General features: G+C 60.5%; 18 protein-coding genes. 15 read left to right on the top strand and 3 right to left on the bottom strand.

What is annotated here, in order from left to right:
- Window positions 1–5 precede the first annotated feature (5 nt).
- The 12 genes from J3P96_RS20225 (at window position 6) to araH (ending at window position 11,335) form a co-directional block, all read left to right on the top strand.
- A complete protein-coding gene (locus J3P96_RS20225) occupies window positions 6–362 on the top strand; it encodes a PilZ domain-containing protein (protein WP_305496049.1) in 357 nt (118 codons plus the stop codon).
- 10 nt (window positions 363–372) lie between these two features.
- Entirely contained in the window at window positions 373–1,167 is a 795-nt protein-coding gene (locus J3P96_RS20220; RefSeq protein WP_434653202.1) for a TatD family hydrolase, read from the top strand.
- Between the two features lie 382 nt (window positions 1,168–1,549).
- Window positions 1,550–2,188: a TetR/AcrR family transcriptional regulator gene (locus J3P96_RS20215; RefSeq protein ID WP_003204240.1), complete on the top strand. Its 639-nt coding sequence runs from the start codon at window positions 1,550–1,552 to the stop codon at window positions 2,186–2,188.
- A 137-nt stretch (window positions 2,189–2,325) separates the two neighbouring features.
- Window positions 2,326–3,294 (top strand): GTP 3',8-cyclase MoaA, encoded by a 969-nt coding sequence (locus tag J3P96_RS20210; RefSeq protein ID WP_305496047.1) that lies wholly within the window; start codon window positions 2,326–2,328, stop codon window positions 3,292–3,294.
- A gap of 230 nt (window positions 3,295–3,524) precedes the next feature.
- Window positions 3,525–4,130: a DUF4823 domain-containing protein gene (locus J3P96_RS20205; protein ID WP_434569347.1), complete on the top strand. Its 606-nt coding sequence runs from the start codon at window positions 3,525–3,527 to the stop codon at window positions 4,128–4,130.
- Window positions 4,131–4,146: 16 nt separating this feature from the next.
- Window positions 4,147–4,707 carry a DUF1285 domain-containing protein gene (locus J3P96_RS20200; RefSeq protein ID WP_434625151.1) on the top strand — a complete coding sequence of 187 codons (561 nt, stop codon included), beginning with the start codon at window positions 4,147–4,149 and terminating at the stop codon, window positions 4,705–4,707.
- Window positions 4,708–4,884: 177 nt separating this feature from the next.
- A complete protein-coding gene (locus tag J3P96_RS20195) occupies window positions 4,885–5,631 on the top strand; it encodes a FadR/GntR family transcriptional regulator (RefSeq protein WP_305496044.1) in 747 nt (248 codons plus the stop codon).
- A complete protein-coding gene (locus tag J3P96_RS20190; RefSeq protein WP_434569345.1) occupies window positions 5,628–6,503 on the top strand; it encodes an SMP-30/gluconolactonase/LRE family protein in 876 nt (291 codons plus the stop codon). Before J3P96_RS20195 ends, J3P96_RS20190 begins: the two co-directional genes overlap by 4 nt.
- Before the next feature lie 236 nt (window positions 6,504–6,739).
- Window positions 6,740–7,558, top strand: a complete 819-nt coding sequence (locus J3P96_RS20185; protein WP_434653199.1) for an SDR family oxidoreductase — start codon at window positions 6,740–6,742, stop codon at window positions 7,556–7,558.
- Window positions 7,559–7,732: 174 nt separating this feature from the next.
- Window positions 7,733–8,737, top strand: coding sequence for a substrate-binding domain-containing protein (locus J3P96_RS20180; RefSeq protein ID WP_434625147.1), 1,005 nt, complete (start codon window positions 7,733–7,735; stop codon window positions 8,735–8,737).
- A gap of 75 nt (window positions 8,738–8,812) precedes the next feature.
- Window positions 8,813–10,357, top strand: a complete 1,545-nt coding sequence (gene araG, locus J3P96_RS20175; protein WP_434653197.1) for an L-arabinose ABC transporter ATP-binding protein AraG — start codon at window positions 8,813–8,815, stop codon at window positions 10,355–10,357.
- Window positions 10,358–10,366: 9 nt separating this feature from the next.
- Window positions 10,367–11,335, top strand: a complete 969-nt coding sequence (araH, locus tag J3P96_RS20170) for an L-arabinose ABC transporter permease AraH (RefSeq protein ID WP_434653195.1) — start codon at window positions 10,367–10,369, stop codon at window positions 11,333–11,335.
- Window positions 11,336–11,610: 275 nt separating this feature from the next.
- Here araH and J3P96_RS20165 read toward each other — a convergent pair whose 3' ends face one another.
- The gene (locus tag J3P96_RS20165) at window positions 11,611–11,991 is read right to left on the bottom strand and encodes a Rho termination factor N-terminal domain-containing protein (RefSeq protein WP_434625143.1); all 381 of its coding nucleotides are present in this window, start codon (window positions 11,989–11,991) and stop codon (window positions 11,611–11,613) included.
- Window positions 11,992–12,038: 47 nt separating this feature from the next.
- On the bottom strand, window positions 12,039–12,380 hold the full coding sequence (locus J3P96_RS20160; RefSeq protein WP_305496037.1) for a hypothetical protein: 342 nt from the start codon (window positions 12,378–12,380) through the stop codon (window positions 12,039–12,041).
- Window positions 12,381–12,546: 166 nt separating this feature from the next.
- Here J3P96_RS20160 and J3P96_RS20155 point away from each other — a divergent pair, with 166 nt between their 5' ends.
- Window positions 12,547–13,029 (top strand): GNAT family N-acetyltransferase, encoded by a 483-nt coding sequence (locus J3P96_RS20155; RefSeq protein WP_434569340.1) that lies wholly within the window; start codon window positions 12,547–12,549, stop codon window positions 13,027–13,029.
- Window positions 13,030–13,032: 3 nt separating this feature from the next.
- Here the strand turns inward: J3P96_RS20155 and J3P96_RS20150 are convergent, their stop codons facing one another.
- Window positions 13,033–13,665 carry a glutathione S-transferase family protein gene (locus tag J3P96_RS20150; RefSeq protein WP_434653193.1) on the bottom strand — a complete coding sequence of 211 codons (633 nt, stop codon included), beginning with the start codon at window positions 13,663–13,665 and terminating at the stop codon, window positions 13,033–13,035.
- A gap of 184 nt (window positions 13,666–13,849) precedes the next feature.
- Here J3P96_RS20150 and J3P96_RS20145 point away from each other — a divergent pair, with 184 nt between their 5' ends.
- Both J3P96_RS20145 and J3P96_RS20140 read left to right on the top strand, forming a co-directional pair.
- A complete protein-coding gene (locus J3P96_RS20145; RefSeq protein ID WP_434653191.1) occupies window positions 13,850–14,833 on the top strand; it encodes a 2-dehydro-3-deoxygalactonokinase in 984 nt (327 codons plus the stop codon).
- 20 nt (window positions 14,834–14,853) lie between these two features.
- A complete protein-coding gene (locus tag J3P96_RS20140) occupies window positions 14,854–15,474 on the top strand; it encodes a 2-dehydro-3-deoxy-6-phosphogalactonate aldolase (RefSeq protein ID WP_434653189.1) in 621 nt (206 codons plus the stop codon).
- Window positions 15,475–15,481: the final 7 nt, after the last annotated feature.

Genomic DNA, 15,481 nt, shown 5'->3' with positions numbered 1-15,481 from the left:
TCAGCATGAACGAACCTGTCAGCCCCGGGCCACGCAATGGCATCCTGTCCCTGACCATCAAGGACAAGTCGGTGCTCTACGCCGCCTACATGCCCTTCATCAGGAATGGCGGCCTGTTTATCCCGACCAACAAAAATTATCGCCTGGGCGACGAGGTGTTCATGCTGTTGAGCCTGATGGACGAACCGGAGAAAATCCCGGTCGCCGGCAAGGTGATCTGGCTCACCCCCAAAGGCGCCCAGGGCAACCGGGCGGCCGGGGTTGGTGTGCAGTTCAACGAAGGCGATAACTCGGCCCGCAATCAGATCGAAACCCACCTGGCCGGAACCCTCAAGTCCGACCGTCCTACCCATACGATGTAGCTGGCCCCATATGCTTGTAGATTCCCATTGTCACCTTGATCGCCTCGACCTTACCGCCCATGGTGGTTCGCTGGACGCCGCGCTGGATGCCGCGCGCCAACGGGGCGTCGGGCATTTCCTGTGCATCGGCGTCAGCGCCGACAACGCCGCCGACGTCAAGGTCCTGGCCGACCGTTATGCGGATGTCGATTGTTCGGTGGGTATCCACCCGCTGGACGTGCAGCCCGATGCCGCGCCGGCCCTGGACTGGCTGCTGCAAGAGCTCGACCATCCTCGGGTGGTGGCCATTGGCGAGACTGGCCTCGACTATCACTACGAGCCGGAGGCCGCCGAGGTGCAGCAGGCTTCGTTCCGCTTGCACCTGGAAGCGGCTCGTCAGACTGGCAAGCCGGTGATCATCCACACCCGCGGTGCCCGCGCCGATACCCTGGATCTGCTGCGCGACGCGGCGTTGCCCCAGGCAGGCGTGCTGCATTGCTTCACCGAGGACTGGGACATGGCCAAGGCTGCGCTGGACATGGGTTACTACATCTCCCTGTCCGGAATTGTCACGTTTCGCAATGCCGATGCCCTGCGCGACGTCGCCAGCAAAGTGCCGGCCGATCGATTGCTGGTGGAGACCGATTCGCCCTACCTGGCGCCGATACCCTATCGCGGCAAGCCGAACCTTCCTCAGTATGTACGCGAGGTCGCCGAGTTCCTGGCCATGTTGCGCGGTGAGTCCTATGAGCGGTTCGCGCAGCAGACCACGGAAAACTTCAAGCGCCTGTTCCCCCTGGCGCATGTCGGTTCGCCGAGGGCCTGAATCACGGACAAAAAAAACCCGGGTTCTGGGGGGTGAATCCGGGTTAAGACCATTAGGAGTAAACAAAGGCACTCGGTCCGTTGGTACCTTTATCGGCGCGTCACTTGGGGAGATGTCACGCCGACAGTTCAAGTATTGATCACTGTGGCGATGCGTCCAGTGTGGTTGCGGCGGTTTTTAAACAAATTTGGAATACGCTCGCTTCGGATAGGTTCTCACTGTCCTGTTAACCTGCCAGTACGGTAGGGTGCCAGGTAAACGGAGGAGTCGGGACTGCACGGTTTTCCGCAGAACACTGATCGAAAATGGATGATCCGTGCATTTTTGCGTAATTTAGGCATAATACCCGGCTTCGAATTTTGACCCTTCAGACCTTTTTCTTATGCACAAAGAACCCCGTAAGGTCCGTGAGTTTCGTCGCCGCGAGCAGGAAATTCTCGACACCGCGCTCAAGTTGTTCCTCGACCAGGGTGAAGACAGTGTCACCGTCGAGATGATTGCGGATGCCGTGGGTATCGGCAAAGGCACGATTTATAAACATTTCAAATCCAAGGCCGAGATCTACCTGCGGCTGATGCTCGATTACGAGCGCGATTTGAACGAGTTGTTGCATTCGGCCGATGTGGACAAGGACAAGGAAGCGCTATCCCGGGCCTATTTCGAGTTCCGCATGCGCGACCCGCAACGTTACCGCTTGTTCGATCGCCTGGAAGAGAAGGTGGTCAAGGGCAACCAGGTGCCGGAAATGGTCGAGGAGCTGCACAAGATCCGCGCTTCCAACTTCGAACGCCTGACCCTGCTGATCAAGGGCCGGATCAGCGAAGGCAAGCTCGAAGATGTGCCGCCGTATTTCCATTACTGCGCAGCCTGGGCGCTGGTGCATGGCGCCGTGGCGCTGTATCACTCGCCGTTCTGGAGCAATGTGCTTGAAGACCAGGAAGGCTTCTTCCAGTTCCTGATGGACATTGGCGTGCGCATGGGCAACAAGCGCAAGCGCGACACCGACGTCCCGAGCAGTTGAGGCATTCAGCTGTCTGATTGCGCCATGTCTGCTTACATGGCGCATTGCCCGAGGAATATACTCAGGCTTGGGCCTTGCAGAAATCTGATTTTTAGGTCAGGTTTTGCGGGCCCGATTCTTCTTTCGCCGGAGTCATCATGATCGTTGACCGTCAAGGCAGGCGTTTTCGCAATTTGCGGATCAGCCTGACTTCAGCCTGCAACTATGCCTGTACCTACTGCGTGCCAGACGGCAAGCGGCTGGTGGCTGCGCAGGATGAACTGTCGGCCGAGGCCATGGCGCGGGGCGTGGCCTATCTGATCGAAGCCGCCGGCATCGAGCGGTTGCGCATCACCGGTGGAGAGCCACTGGTCAGCCCCAAGCTGGAAAGCTTCATGACGGCGGTGGGGCAGATGGGACTGCAGGACATCAGTCTGACCACCAATGGTCAGCTGCTGGCAAAGAAGCTGCCGCTGCTGGTCAATGCCGGTATCCGCCGTATCAACGTCTCCCTCGACACCCTGGATCCCGTGGCGTTTCGCAGCATCGCCCGTGGTGGCGACCTGGCGACCGTGCTGGACGGCATGGAGCAGGCCCGGGCGGCGGGAATGAAGATCAAGGTCAACATGGTGCCGTTGCGCGGGCAGAACCTGGACCAGGTGATGCCGTTGCTCCAGTACTGCCTGGAGCGTGGTTATGAGTTGCGTTTCATCGAGTTGATGCGCATGGGCCACCTGGCCAAGGACTCCAATGCGTTCCTTCAACAGTTCGTCAGCCTCCAGCAGTTGCTGGGCCTGATTGGCGACCAGTACGAATATCTGCAGGCCGATGCGCCAATCGATGCCACGGCCGTGCGTTACGAGATTCCGGGGTTGGGGCATTTCGGTGTGATTGCCAACGAAAGCGTGCCGTTCTGCCGCACCTGTTCGCGGCTGCGGCTGTCTTCCACGGGCTGGTTGCATGGCTGCCTGTCGTCGAGTAACCGTCACTACGTTGGCGATCTGTTGGACAAACCGCGTCACCAGGCATTGCCGGCGCTCCAGCGGCTGTTGGTTAAGGCCTTGGGGGACAAGCAGGAAGTGGCGTTCTCCGGTGGCGCGACCATCATGAAGATCATCGGCGGCTGAATAAGGCTGTTGTGGCGAGGGGATTTATCCCCGCTGGGTTGCGCAGCAACCCCCGGAACCATCGCCTCGGAGAATCAGGTCGAATATTTCTATCCTTTGGGGGCGCTTCGCACCCAGCGGGGATAAATCCCCTCGCCACAGGAATAGCGAACCATCCACATCAAGCTGGCGCAAAAGCTGCATCCCATGGCCATTCGCCGGTTTTCCGTCACCGGTTTTTGGAGGATAGGATGCGTAGCCTGTTTTTGCTGCTGGCCGTTTTGACGCTGGGTGGCTGCATGAATGTCAGCGACATGGGGGAGGGCGTTCGTTATCACATGAGCGACGCCGGCCTGCTGGACCATAGCGACAGCCGTCGGGTGAACAACCTGCGCATTCAGCCGGATTCCTTCATCTACATTGCCCAGGGTGCTTTTGCTCCGCCAGGCAGCGCTTATCCGCGGCCCAATGTCGTGGCTGAAGAAGCGTTCAACGGTTTCATCGAGTATTTCCCCATGGTTCGTCGCGCCCGGGTCCCGGAAGGCCTCGACCAGGCGATGGGCGAAGCGCGGGCCGCCGGTGCTCATTACTTGCTGTATACCCGGTTCGCCAAGGCGGACAACCGCATCGGCAACACCGACGAATGGCTGGACGAAGAAGCCGTGGATCGACTGGGTGTCGATACCGGTGTCATTCAGATCATGTTGATCGAGACCAGCACCCAGTATTTGATTGATACTGCGCGTATCAAAAGTCGTGGCGGTTTACTGACGTTGCACGACAAACAGCCAGAAGACTTGATCGCCGCCCCACTGCGTGAATATGCCCGCACCTTGCTGGGGATAAGCGACCAGTAAAATTCAAGGAGTCACCATGAGCGGACCGCAAAAAGCCAATGACCTGCTGGGACAGATCCCGAAGACCAAAGGCCTGCCGCCGGTCCACTTGTGGAACCCCGACTTCTGCGGCGACATCGACATGCGCATCGCCCGTGATGGCACCTGGTATTACCTGGGCACGCCGATCGGGCGCAAGCCGATGGTCAAGCTGTTCTCCACCATCATTCGCCGCGACGGCGATGATTATTTCCTGATCACCCCTGTGGAAAAAGTCGGCATCAAAGTCGACGACGCCCCGTTCGTGGCCGTGACCCTTGAGGTCGAGGGGGAGGGGGAAGGGCAGTTGTTGCGCTTTACTACCAATGTCGAGGAAACCACCGAAGCCGGCCCCGATCATCCGATGCGGGTGGTCATCGACCCCCGGACCCAGGAGCCTGCGCCGTACGTGCATGTGCGCAGCAACCTCGAAGCGCTGATTCATCGCAACGTGTTCTATCAACTGGTGGAGCTGGCGGTGAGTCGCGAGATCGATGGTCAGCGCTGGCTGGGCGTGTGGAGCGGCGGCGTGTTTTTCCCCATCGGCCTTGAGCCCTGAATCCTGCGTGGGAGCGAGCCTGCTCGCGAAAGCGGCAGCATAGTCGACACCTTTTTATGCAGACCCACCGCTTTCGCGAGCAAGCCCGCTCCACAGTGGTTATGCAAAATTCAAATTGACACCCAATCATATGATGATTAGCGTGGGCGCCTGATAAGAAAAGCCCACGGGGTAGTCATGTCCAGCAGTTTTCACGCGTCGACCGTCGATTGGCTGGGTGGCTGGATTGCCGCCGGCCAGGTCAAGCCTGGGCAAACCATCAAGGTCGAGGCAGATCTGGGCGAGCAACTGGGCGTCAGCCGCACGGTGATCCGTGAGGCAATCAAGACGCTGGTGGCCAAAGGCATGTTGGAAGTCGGCCCGAAAGTCGGCACGCGGGTACTGCCGGTGCGCCGCTGGAACCTGTTCGACCCGCAGGTGGTTGGCTGGCTGTCACGCAGCGGCCTGCCGGAAAACTTCGTCGACGACCTGCTGGACCTGCGGCGCACCATCGAACCGATGGCGGTGCGCTGGGCCTGCGAACGGGCGACGGCTGATCAGGTGCAGGCGATCCGCCTGGCTTATCATGCGCTGGAGCGGGCGGTGGACAGCGGCGCCGATTACAACCTTGCCGACCAGTTTTTCCACGAATGCATTCTCGCCGCCAGCCACAATCAATTCATCGAGCAGATGGTCCCGGCCCTGGGCGCGTTGCTTGCGGTCTCGTTCGAGGTGTCGGCGGCCGATCCGGACGAATTGCGGCGCACCTTGCCGATCCACAAGGATATCGCCGAAGCCATCGCCGAGCGCGACGCGGCGCGCGGCGTCTGGGCCTGCATGACCCTGATCGACAACGCTGACCTGGCCATCAAGCGCTTTTACCCCGACGTCATGGCCGGTCGAACAGACAATACCGGGCGAGCCGGGAACGGGAGGTTGCAATGAACTGGACGGCTGTGACGGAACATCGGGCGAAACTGGGCGAGGGACCGTTCTGGGACGAGCCGACCCAGGCGCTGTATTGGGTAGATATCGCCGGCAAGCAGGCGCTGCGGCTGATCGGCGCCAATGTACAGATCTGGCAGATGCCCGAACACGTTTCCGCCTTCATCCCGACCCAGAGCGGCGATGCGTTGGTGACATTGAGCAGTGGCGTCTATCGACTGGACCTGGATTCGCCTGGGCTGGAGCCGCGCCTTAAGTTGCTGTGCATGGCCGATCCCCAGCCCGGCAATCGTGCCAATGAAGCGCGCTGTGATGCGCTGGGCCAGCTTTGGCTGGGCACCATGCAAAACAATATCGGAGAAGAGGGCGAGGACCTGCCCATCGAGCGACGTTCCGGCGGCCTGTTCCGTGTCGGCGGCGATGGCCGGGTGATGCCCCTGCTGCGCGGGCTGGGCATTCCAAACACGCTGCTATGGAGCCCCGATGGCACGACGGTGTATTTCGGTGAGAGCCTCGATGGCACGCTCTATCGGCACTTCATCTACCCCGACGGCAAACTCGCGCCCGCGGAGGTCTGGTTCGGCCCCCATTCCCGTGGCGGGCCGGACGGTTCGGCGATGGATGCGCAAGGTTACATCTGGAATGCTCGCTGGGATGGCAGTTGCCTGCTGCGGCTGCATCCGGACGGCCACGTCGATCGGGTGATCGAGTTACCGGTCAGCCGTCCCACCAGTTGTGTATTCGGTGGAGACGACCTGCGGACGCTGTACATCACCAGTGCGCAAAGTCCGCTTGGGCATCCGCTGGACGGTGCGGTGCTGTCGATGCGAGTGGACGTTCCGGGTGTGGCTTGTACGAGGTTTGCTGGCTAGATCCCAAAATATGGGATGTAAATATATATATTGAGATTATTTGGCGGTCGGGTTTATAGTCGGCTGCATCAGCAATACGCACTCACACTAAAAAAACAAAACTGGTGAAGCGATGCATCGAATTTCCCCCGAACGCCCCAGCGGCGTTCGCCAGCTACTGTCCGTTCTGCCGTTTCCTGACCGGTCCCCCGTGGGTGCCCGGTTTTTCTCGTGTCTTGCCGCGGGAGCCCAGGTCCATGGCTGAAGCGCTTTGCTTGCCACCGGTTCCGGAGCCACCGAAGGGCGAACGGTTGAAAGGCAAGGTCGTGCTGCTGACGGGTGCTGCCCAGGGCATTGGCGAGGCAATCGTTGCTGCGTTTGCTTCCCAACAGGCGCGGCTGGTCATCAGCGACATCCAGGCTGAAAAAGTCGAGGCCGTCGCCGCCCATTGGCGTGGGCGCGGTGGGGATGTACAAGCACTCAAGGTCGATGTTTCAAGCCAGCAGGACCTGCACGCCATGGCCCGGCGAGCGGTTGAACTGCATGGTCGCATCGACGTATTGGTGAACTGCGCTGGCGTCAATGTGTTCCGCGATCCGCTGGAAATGACCGAGGAAGACTGGCGCCGTTGCTTCGCCATCGACCTGGACGGTGCCTGGTATGGCTGCAAGGCCGTATTGCCACAGATGATCGAGCAGGGCGTGGGCAGCATCATCAATATCGCGTCGACCCATTCGTCCCACATCATTCCCGGCTGTTTCCCTTACCCGGTGGCCAAGCATGGCCTGCTCGGGCTGACCCGTGCCCTGGGCATCGAATACGCCCCCCAAGGCGTGCGGGTGAATGCCATTGCGCCGGGCTACATCGAGACCCAGCTGAATATCGATTACTGGAATGGCTTCACCGATCCACGGGCCGAACGCCAGCGTGCGCTGGATCTGCACCCGCCACGGCGTATCGGCCAGCCGATCGAAGTGGCAATGACGGCGGTGTTTCTGGCCAGTGACGAAGCACCTTTCATCAACGCTTCATGCATCACCATTGATGGTGGACGTTCGGTCATGTACCACGACTGAATATTTCTGGATTGCAGTGGGAAACTTCGCCTGTAATCCAATCATCATACGATATGACTATTTAGACCTATGCTGTGCAGTAACACGATTTGACCGGCCAGCCTGCGCATTTCCACCAACGTGGAGCAGATCCCTGGACGTTTGGCTTTCAATAAAAAAAACAAGGAGTCAGCTATGAAACATCGTCGTGGGATCCGTTCCCTGTGTCGCGCCGCCCTGGCGGTTACCGCGTTCAGTCTCAGCAGCCACCTGCTGGCGGCCGATGCGGTGAAAATCGGTTTCCTGGTCAAGCAGGCCGAGGAGCCCTGGTTCCAGACCGAATGGGCATTCGCCGAGAAGGCGGCCAAGGACAAAGGCTTCCAGTTGATCAAGATCGCCGTGCCTGACGGCGAGAAAACCCTCTCCGCTATCGACAGCCTGGCCGCCAACGGTGCCAAGGGCTTTGTGATCTGCCCGCCGGACGTGTCCCTGGGCCCGGCCATCATGGCCAAGGCCAAGCTCAACGACCTCAAGGTGATCGCCGTGGACGACCGTTTCGTCGACGCCAGCGGAAAATTCATGGAAGACGTGCCGTACCTGGGCATGGCCGCGTTCGAGGTTGGCCAGAAACAAGGCGCCGCGATGGCTGCCGAAGCGAAAAAACGCGACTGGGACTGGAAAGACACCTACGCGGTGATCAACACCTTCAACGAGCTGGACACCGGTAAGAAACGCACCGACGGTTCGGTCGATGCCCTGAAGAAGGCCGGGATGCCGGAAGACCATATCCTGTTCACAGCGCTGAAGACCCTCGACGTGCCGGGCAGCATGGACTCCACCAACTCGGCGTTGGTCAAGCTGCCTAGCGCCGCGAAAAACCTGATCATCGGCGGCATGAATGACAACACCGTGCTGGGTGGCGTGCGCGCTACCGAAGCAGCCGGCTTCAAGGCGGCCAACGTGATCGGTATCGGCATCAACGGCACCGACGCCATCGGCGAGCTGAAGAAACCAAATAGTGGCTTCTTCGGTTCGATGCTGCCAAGCCCGCACATCGAAGGCTACAAGACCGCCGAAATGATGTACGAGTGGATCACCACCGGCAAGGAGCCGCCGAAGTACACCGCCATGGACGAGGTGACGCTGATCACCCGGGAGAACTTCAAGCAGGAACTGGAAAAGATCGGCCTGTGGAATTGACGGCTGGTTGATTCAAAAGCGGCCCTGGTCACAGGCGTGACCGGGCCGCTTGATCTCTGTGAGTTCGAGGTGGTTATGCAAGCGCAAACAGCGACACGGCAACACAACACTGGCGGCAGCTTGCGATTCAACGGGATCGGCAAGACCTTTCCCGGCGTGCAGGCCCTGGCCAATATCAGTTTCGTCGCCCATCCAGGACAGGTTCATGCCTTGATGGGTGAAAACGGCGCGGGCAAGTCCACGTTGCTCAAGATCCTTGGCGGCGCCTATATCCCGAGCAGCGGCGACTTGCAGATCGGTGAGCAGACGATGGCGTTCAAAGGCACCGCCGACAGCATCGCCAGCGGTGTGGCGGTGATTCACCAGGAGCTGCACCTGGTGCCGGAAATGACCGTCGCCGAAAACCTGTTCCTTGGCCATTTGCCGGCGCGTTTCGGCCTGGTCAATCGCAGCGTGCTGCGCCAGCAGGCGTTGGCGCTGCTCAAAGGCCTGGCGGACGAAATCGACCCGCAGGAAAAAGTCGGTCGCCTGTCCCTCGGCCAGCGCCAGTTGGTGGAAATCGCCAAGGCATTATCCCGTGGCGCCCACGTCATTGCTTTCGACGAACCGACCAGCAGCCTCTCGGCGCGGGAAATAGACCGTTTGATGGCGATCATCGCCCGCCTGCGGGACGAGGGCAAAGTGGTGCTGTACGTCAGCCACCGCATGGAAGAAGTCTTTCGAATCTGTAACGCGGTGACGGTGTTCAAGGACGGTCGTTATGTCCGGACCTTCGAAAACATGAGCGAGTTGACCCATGATCAACTCGTCACCTGCATGGTCGGTCGTGATATCCAGGACATCTATGACTATCGTCCGCGTGAGCGTGGCGATGTGGCGCTGCAGGTGAAGGGACTGCTGGGGCCGGGCCTGCGCGAGCCGGTGAGTTTCGAGGTGCACAAGGGTGAAATCCTTGGACTGTTCGGACTGGTCGGTGCCGGTCGTACCGAGCTGTTTCGCTTGCTCAGTGGGCTGGAGCGTCAGAGCGAGGGCAGTCTTGTCCTGCACGGCAAGGAACTGAAACTGCGTTCGCCACGGGATGCTATCGCCGCTGGCGTGCTGCTCTGCCCGGAGGACCGCAAGAAGGAAGGCATCATTCCGTTGGGCAGTGTCGGCGAGAACATCAACATCAGCGCGCGTCCGTCCCATTCGACCCTCGGCTGCCTGCTGCGCGGCGAATGGGAGCGGGGCAATGCCGACAAGCAGATCAAGTCGCTGAAAGTGAAGACCCCGGCGGCCAGCCAGAAAATCATGTACCTGTCCGGTGGTAACCAGCAGAAGGCGATCCTCGGGCGTTGGCTGTCGATGCCGATGAAGGTCCTGCTGCTGGACGAGCCGACACGGGGCATCGACATCGGTGCGAAAGCCGAGATCTACCAGATCATCCACAACCTGGCGGCCGATGGCATCGCCGTGATCGTGGTGTCCAGCGACCTGATGGAAGTGATGGGTATTTCCGACCGGATCCTGGTGCTGTGCGAAGGGGCCATGCGCGGCGAGCTGCCGCGTGACCAGGCCAACGAATCCAACCTGCTGCAACTGGCGCTGCCGCGCCAACGCGTTGCCGACGCGGCGAACTGAGAGGTAATCATGACCATTCAAAACAATGCACTGCCAACGGCACGCAAGCCCCTCGACCTGCGCCGCTTCCTCGACGACTGGGTCATGCTGCTGGCGGCTATCGGCATCTTTGTGCTCTGCACCCTGATGATCGACAACTTCCTGTCGCCGCTGAACATGCGGGGCCTGGGCCTGGCGATTTCCACCACCGGCATTGCCGCCTGCACCATGCTTTATTGCCTGGCTTCCGGGCACTTCGACCTGTCGGTGGGCTCGGTGATTGCCTGTGCCGGCGTGGTCGCTGCCGTGGTAATGCGCGACACCAACAGCGTGTTCCTCGGTGTCAGCGCGGCGCTGGTGATGGGCCTGATCGTCGGTCTGATCAACGGCATCGTCATTGCAAAACTACGGGTCAACGCGTTGATCACGACGCTGGCGACGATGCAGATCGTTCGCGGCCTGGCGTATATCTTTGCCAACGGTAAAGCGGTCGGCGTGTCCCAGGAATCGTTCTTCGTGTTCGGCAACGGCCAGCTGTTTGGCGTGCCGGTGCCGATCCTGATCACGATTATCTGCTTCCTGTTCTTCGGCTGGTTGTTGAACTACACCACCTACGGGCGCAACACCATGGCCATCGGCGGCAACCAGGAAGCCGCGTTGCTGGCGGGGGTGAACGTTGATCGCACCAAGATCATCATCTTCGCCGTGCATGGCGTGATCGGCGCGCTGGCGGGTGTGATCCTGGCGTCGCGCATGACCTCGGGCCAGCCGATGATCGGCCAGGGCTTCGAGCTGACGGTGATCTCGGCCTGTGTATTGGGCGGGGTTTCGCTGAGTGGCGGGATCGGCATGATTCGCCATGTCATTGCCGGTGTACTGATCCTCGCGATCATCGAGAACGCGATGAACCTGAAAAATATCGACACCTTCTACCAGTACGTCATCCGTGGTTCGATCCTGTTGCTGGCGGTGGTGATCGACCGGTTGAAGCAGCGCTGAAGGTCGGTGGCGACTGATCTACCGCTATCGCGAGCAAGCTCGCTCCCACAGGTTGCGTGCCAGGCCTCATTACCGTGGCACAGCACAGAACCAGTGTGGGAGCGAGCCTGCTCGCGAAGGCATCAGTAGCTCCAACACTTCCTCAGCTGATCCACCGCTATCGCGTGCAGGCTCGCTCCCACAGGTTCTCGTGTTCGGCACAGAAATCTCGGATGCCGCAGAACCAGTGTGGGAGCGAGCCTGCTCGCGAAGGCGTTCTTGGCTGACGCCAACAATTACCCAGCCTTGCGCAACGCCTCGACCAACTCCTGCTTGCGCATCTTCGAACGTCCGGGAATGTTTTTCGCCCGGGCTTCCTTCATCAGGCTGTCCACCGTCTGAGCCTCATGGGAGGCGTTGCTGGTGCGCGGATGGCCTTCACGCGACTTGACGGCGCGCCGGGCCGATTCCTTGCGGTCGGATTGCTTGGCCTCGGCGGGTTTTTTCTTGCCGGACCCACCGGAGCGTTCGCCACCCCCGGACTGCTTGTTGACCGTCGCCCAGGCCCGAGCTTCGGCCTTGCCCTCCGGCACGCCTTTTTGCTCATAACTCTCTTCGATGTGCTCGGCCTTGCGCTTTTGCTTGTCGGTGTATTTGTCTTTGCTTCCACGAGGCATGGACTGTTCCTCCTCTGGCGTGTGAGCAGAGTCACCTGCGAGCCAGGCTATTGGTTGGCGCCACCTTCCGAACCGGAACCGCCGGTGGTGGTTTTCGAACCCACGCCGGTGTCGGCGTTATCCGGAGCGGTGGAGTCCGGGGTGTTCATGCCACCCTGGCGACCGGTGTCATTACCCTGGACCCGTGGATCGGTGCCCGTGGCGGGCGGCTGGCCATTGTTCAAGGTGCCGCCGGTGCCGTCGGTATTCAGCTTGGGCAAGCCTTGGGTGGCGGGCGAATTCGGTGCCTGTACCGGATCGGTCGGGCCGGTCCCTGAAGTCGTGGCCGCGAAAGCCGCCGAGGACAACAGAGCGGCAAATGTGAACGCAGTCAGCCTGGAACTGATCATGGTGTAGCCTCCGTTTTAGGAATGCTTGCCTGATTTTTGGCCGCGCGGGAGCGGGGATGGTGCCTTGAGGGCGACGAACGGTACTGTGAAAGTTGTCTTCAGAAGATGTGACGAGCGCCGCGCAGCGGCTTAGTATGGTGCTTTCAATTGGCTACAAGGCCCGTTCATGTCGATCGAGATCCGTCCTGCGCAACCCAGCGATGCGCCGCAAATCCTTGCCTTCATCACTGAGCTTGCCGATTACGAAAAAGCCCGCCACGAAGTCATCGCCAGCGTTACCGATATCGAGCGCAGCCTGTTCAGCGAAGGCGCAACCGCCCATGGGTTGATGTGCCTGCGTGATGGCGTGCCGATCGGTTTCGCAGTGTTTTTCTTCAGTTACTCCACCTGGCTGGGCAGCAATTGCCTGTACCTCGAAGACCTCTATATCACTCCCGAACAACGCGGCGGCGGGGCGGGCAAGACGTTGTTGCGGCATCTGGCGAAGATCGCCTGCGACAACGACTGCGGTCGCTTCGAGTGGAGCGTCCTGGACTGGAACACCCCGGCCATCGAGTTCTACAAGTCCCTTGGCGCGCAACCCCAGGAAGAATGGGTGCGCTACCGCATGGATGGCAAGGTACTGCGGGATTTCGCCAACGGCAATTGAGGCTTACGAGTAGGCGCTGGACGCGTACTCGGCAAATCCGGGACGCTGTTCGAGCCGCTTGCAATAAGCGGCCACGGCTGGATAGTCCGGACGCTCCATGGGCGTCTGGCGCCAGCGGTGCGCGGACAGGCCGATAAGCACGTCCGCCAGGGAAAATTTCGCACCGGCCACGTAGGCGCCGGTGTGATTCAACTGCTGCTCGAGCAACCCCATTTTCTCGTTCCAGCCTTTAACCCCGGCAGCGATGAGCTGCGGGTCCTGGAAATCCGGATGTTTGCGCACCAACCCATAAAACGCATCCCCCCACGACGGATTGAGCTCCGTGGCTTGCCAGTCCATCCACTGCTCGACGCGCGCGCGGGCGGCAGGTTCGATGGGCAACAAATCGTCGCGCCCATGCTTGCCCACTAGGTAGCGGCAAATAGTGTTCGACTCCCAGAGCACGCCGTTCTCATCGATGATCACCGGCACCTGGGCGTTGGGGTTGAGGGCCAGGAATGCCGGGTCATGGGTCGACGCAAAGCCGATGCCCCAATCTTCGCGTTCGTAAGGGATGTCCAGTTCCTGACGGGTCCAGAGTACTTTTCTGACGTTGATCGAAGAGGTGCGGCCGAGGATCTTCAGTGAGTGTTCCATTTTTTGTCCCTGATGTTTGGCGTCCGGTCAAAAAACGTAGCAGGGTCTCATGCAGATAGCGATGGTTTTACGGGATGCTTTTATATCCCAATATATGGGATTGATATTTATATATTGAGATTTTCCGGCGCCCGGGTTTATAGTCCGCTTCACTCACTGCCAATAAACAAAACAGGTGAAGCGGATGCAGGCGCAATTGATAGCGCTCGATTGGGGTACCACCTCATTACGAGCTTACAAACTTGCCGCTGGAGGCGAGGTGCTCGAACAGCGTTCGCTGTCGTCGGGGATCATGCAGTTGCCGTCCGGGCCGCGCACGGTTGCCGGCCAGGCGTGCAACAACGGTTTCGAACTGGCCTTCGATGAAGCCTGCGGCGACTGGCTCGATGCGCAGCCAGGTTTGCCCGTCATCGCTTGTGGCATGGTCGGCAGCGCCCAGGGCTGGCGTGAAGCGCCTTACTGCGACACGCCGGCAAACGTCGCCAACCTCGGACATTCCCTACAGGTCATCCGCAGTCTTCGCGGAGTCGATGTGCACATTGTGCCGGGAGTGATCCAACGTTCCCGGCTGCCCAATGTCATGCGCGGCGAAGAAACCCAGGTGCTCGGTGCGTTGGCCAGCCTGCCGAACGAAGCGGTGCTGATCGGCCTGCCAGGCAGCCATTCGAAATGGGTGGAAGTGGCCGATGGCTGCATTGTGTATTTCGACACCTTCATGACCGGCGAGATCTTCGCCGTGCTCAGTGAGCACAGCATTCTCGGCCGCACCCAGCAACGCGGTGTGGCGTTCGACGGCGCGGCGTTTGATCGTGGCGTGCAGGTAGCGCTGTCGGTAGACGGCCAGATCGGCCCGCTGTCCACGGTATTCAGCGCCCGCAGCCTGGGCTTGACCGGCGAACTCGGTGCCAGCGCCCAGGCCGACTATCTTTCCGGCCTGCTCATCGGCCATGAACTGACCGCCCTGGCCGCCGTGCAGCGGCAGCGACGCAACAGCGTGCATCTGCCAACGGTGGTGCTGATCGGCAACTCTCAACTATGTGCCCGCTATCAACGGGCTCTCGACGCCTGCGGGTTCGCCCGCGTGACCCTGGCCGAACAGGCCACCGAACGCGGGCTGTGGCAACTGGCCGTGGCGGCCGGGCTGCTCGATTCCACCGCATCGCGCTAAACCTCACTGGAGACCTTGAAATGCTCACCCAAGCACTGGCGCAAAACGGGCTGATCGCGATCTTGCGCGGCCTACGTCCCGAAGAGGCGGCCGCTATCGGCGAAGTCCTTTATGACGCCGGATTTCGCGTCATCGAAGTACCGCTCAATTCTCCTGAGCCGTACGAAAGTATCCGCATCCTGCGCAGCACGTTGCCCGCCGATTGCCTGATCGGTGCCGGCACCGTGCTCACACCGGAGCAGGTCGAGCAGGTGAAAGCGGCTGGCGGCCAGGTGATCGTCATGCCCCACAGCGATCCAAAGGTGCTGCGCGCGGCGAAAGCGGCGGGCCTGTACCTGTCGCCCGGCGTCGCCACGCCCACCGAAGCCTTCGCTGCGCTGGCCGAGGGTGCTCATGTGTTGAAGATGTTTCCGGCCGAGCAGATGGGCCCGGCAGTGGTGAAGGCCTGGCTTGCGGTGTTGCCGGCCGGGACCGTGCTGGTGCCGGTGGGCGGGATCACGCCGGACAACATGGCGGTATTCATCGAGGCTGGCGTGAAGGGTTTCGGCCTCGGTTCCGGGCTGTTCAAGCCGGGCCTGACAGTGGACGAAGTGGCGGTGCGCGCCAAGGCCTACGTGGCCGCATGGAACGCTTTGAGCTGAAGACTTT

This window comes from Pseudomonas sp. R3-56 (assembly GCF_051132075.1).
Lineage (GTDB): Bacteria > Pseudomonadota > Gammaproteobacteria > Pseudomonadales > Pseudomonadaceae > Aquipseudomonas.
This window is presented reverse-complemented; position numbering and strand designations above follow the sequence as displayed.

Bases quoted from the DNA above. Each gene is read 5' to 3' on its own strand.
- J3P96_RS20205 (WP_434569347.1), top strand. From the start codon at position 3,525: ATGCGTAGCCTGTTTTTGCTGCTGGCCGTTTTGACGCTGGGTGGCTGC.
- J3P96_RS20195 (WP_305496044.1), top strand. From the start codon at position 4,885: ATGTCCAGCAGTTTTCACGCGTCGACCGTCGATTGGCTGGGTGGCTGG.
- J3P96_RS20150 (WP_434653193.1), bottom strand. From the start codon at position 13,665: ATGGAACACTCACTGAAGATCCTCGGCCGCACCTCTTCGATCAACGTC.
- J3P96_RS20215 (WP_003204240.1), top strand. From the start codon at position 1,550: ATGCACAAAGAACCCCGTAAGGTCCGTGAGTTTCGTCGCCGCGAGCAG.
- J3P96_RS20160 (WP_305496037.1), bottom strand. From the start codon at position 12,380: ATGATCAGTTCCAGGCTGACTGCGTTCACATTTGCCGCTCTGTTGTCC.
- J3P96_RS20225 (WP_305496049.1), top strand. From the start codon at position 6: ATGAACGAACCTGTCAGCCCCGGGCCACGCAATGGCATCCTGTCCCTG.
- J3P96_RS20220 (WP_434653202.1), top strand. From the start codon at position 373: ATGCTTGTAGATTCCCATTGTCACCTTGATCGCCTCGACCTTACCGCC.
- J3P96_RS20185 (WP_434653199.1), top strand. From the start codon at position 6,740: ATGGCTGAAGCGCTTTGCTTGCCACCGGTTCCGGAGCCACCGAAGGGC.
- J3P96_RS20200 (WP_434625151.1), top strand. From the start codon at position 4,147: ATGAGCGGACCGCAAAAAGCCAATGACCTGCTGGGACAGATCCCGAAG.
- J3P96_RS20165 (WP_434625143.1), bottom strand. From the start codon at position 11,991: ATGCCTCGTGGAAGCAAAGACAAATACACCGACAAGCAAAAGCGCAAG.
- J3P96_RS20180 (WP_434625147.1), top strand. From the start codon at position 7,733: ATGAAACATCGTCGTGGGATCCGTTCCCTGTGTCGCGCCGCCCTGGCG.
- J3P96_RS20155 (WP_434569340.1), top strand. From the start codon at position 12,547: ATGTCGATCGAGATCCGTCCTGCGCAACCCAGCGATGCGCCGCAAATC.
- J3P96_RS20210 (WP_305496047.1), top strand. From the start codon at position 2,326: ATGATCGTTGACCGTCAAGGCAGGCGTTTTCGCAATTTGCGGATCAGC.
- araH (WP_434653195.1), top strand. From the start codon at position 10,367: ATGACCATTCAAAACAATGCACTGCCAACGGCACGCAAGCCCCTCGAC.
- J3P96_RS20190 (WP_434569345.1), top strand. From the start codon at position 5,628: ATGAACTGGACGGCTGTGACGGAACATCGGGCGAAACTGGGCGAGGGA.
- araG (WP_434653197.1), top strand. From the start codon at position 8,813: ATGCAAGCGCAAACAGCGACACGGCAACACAACACTGGCGGCAGCTTG.
- J3P96_RS20145 (WP_434653191.1), top strand. From the start codon at position 13,850: ATGCAGGCGCAATTGATAGCGCTCGATTGGGGTACCACCTCATTACGA.
- J3P96_RS20140 (WP_434653189.1), top strand. From the start codon at position 14,854: ATGCTCACCCAAGCACTGGCGCAAAACGGGCTGATCGCGATCTTGCGC.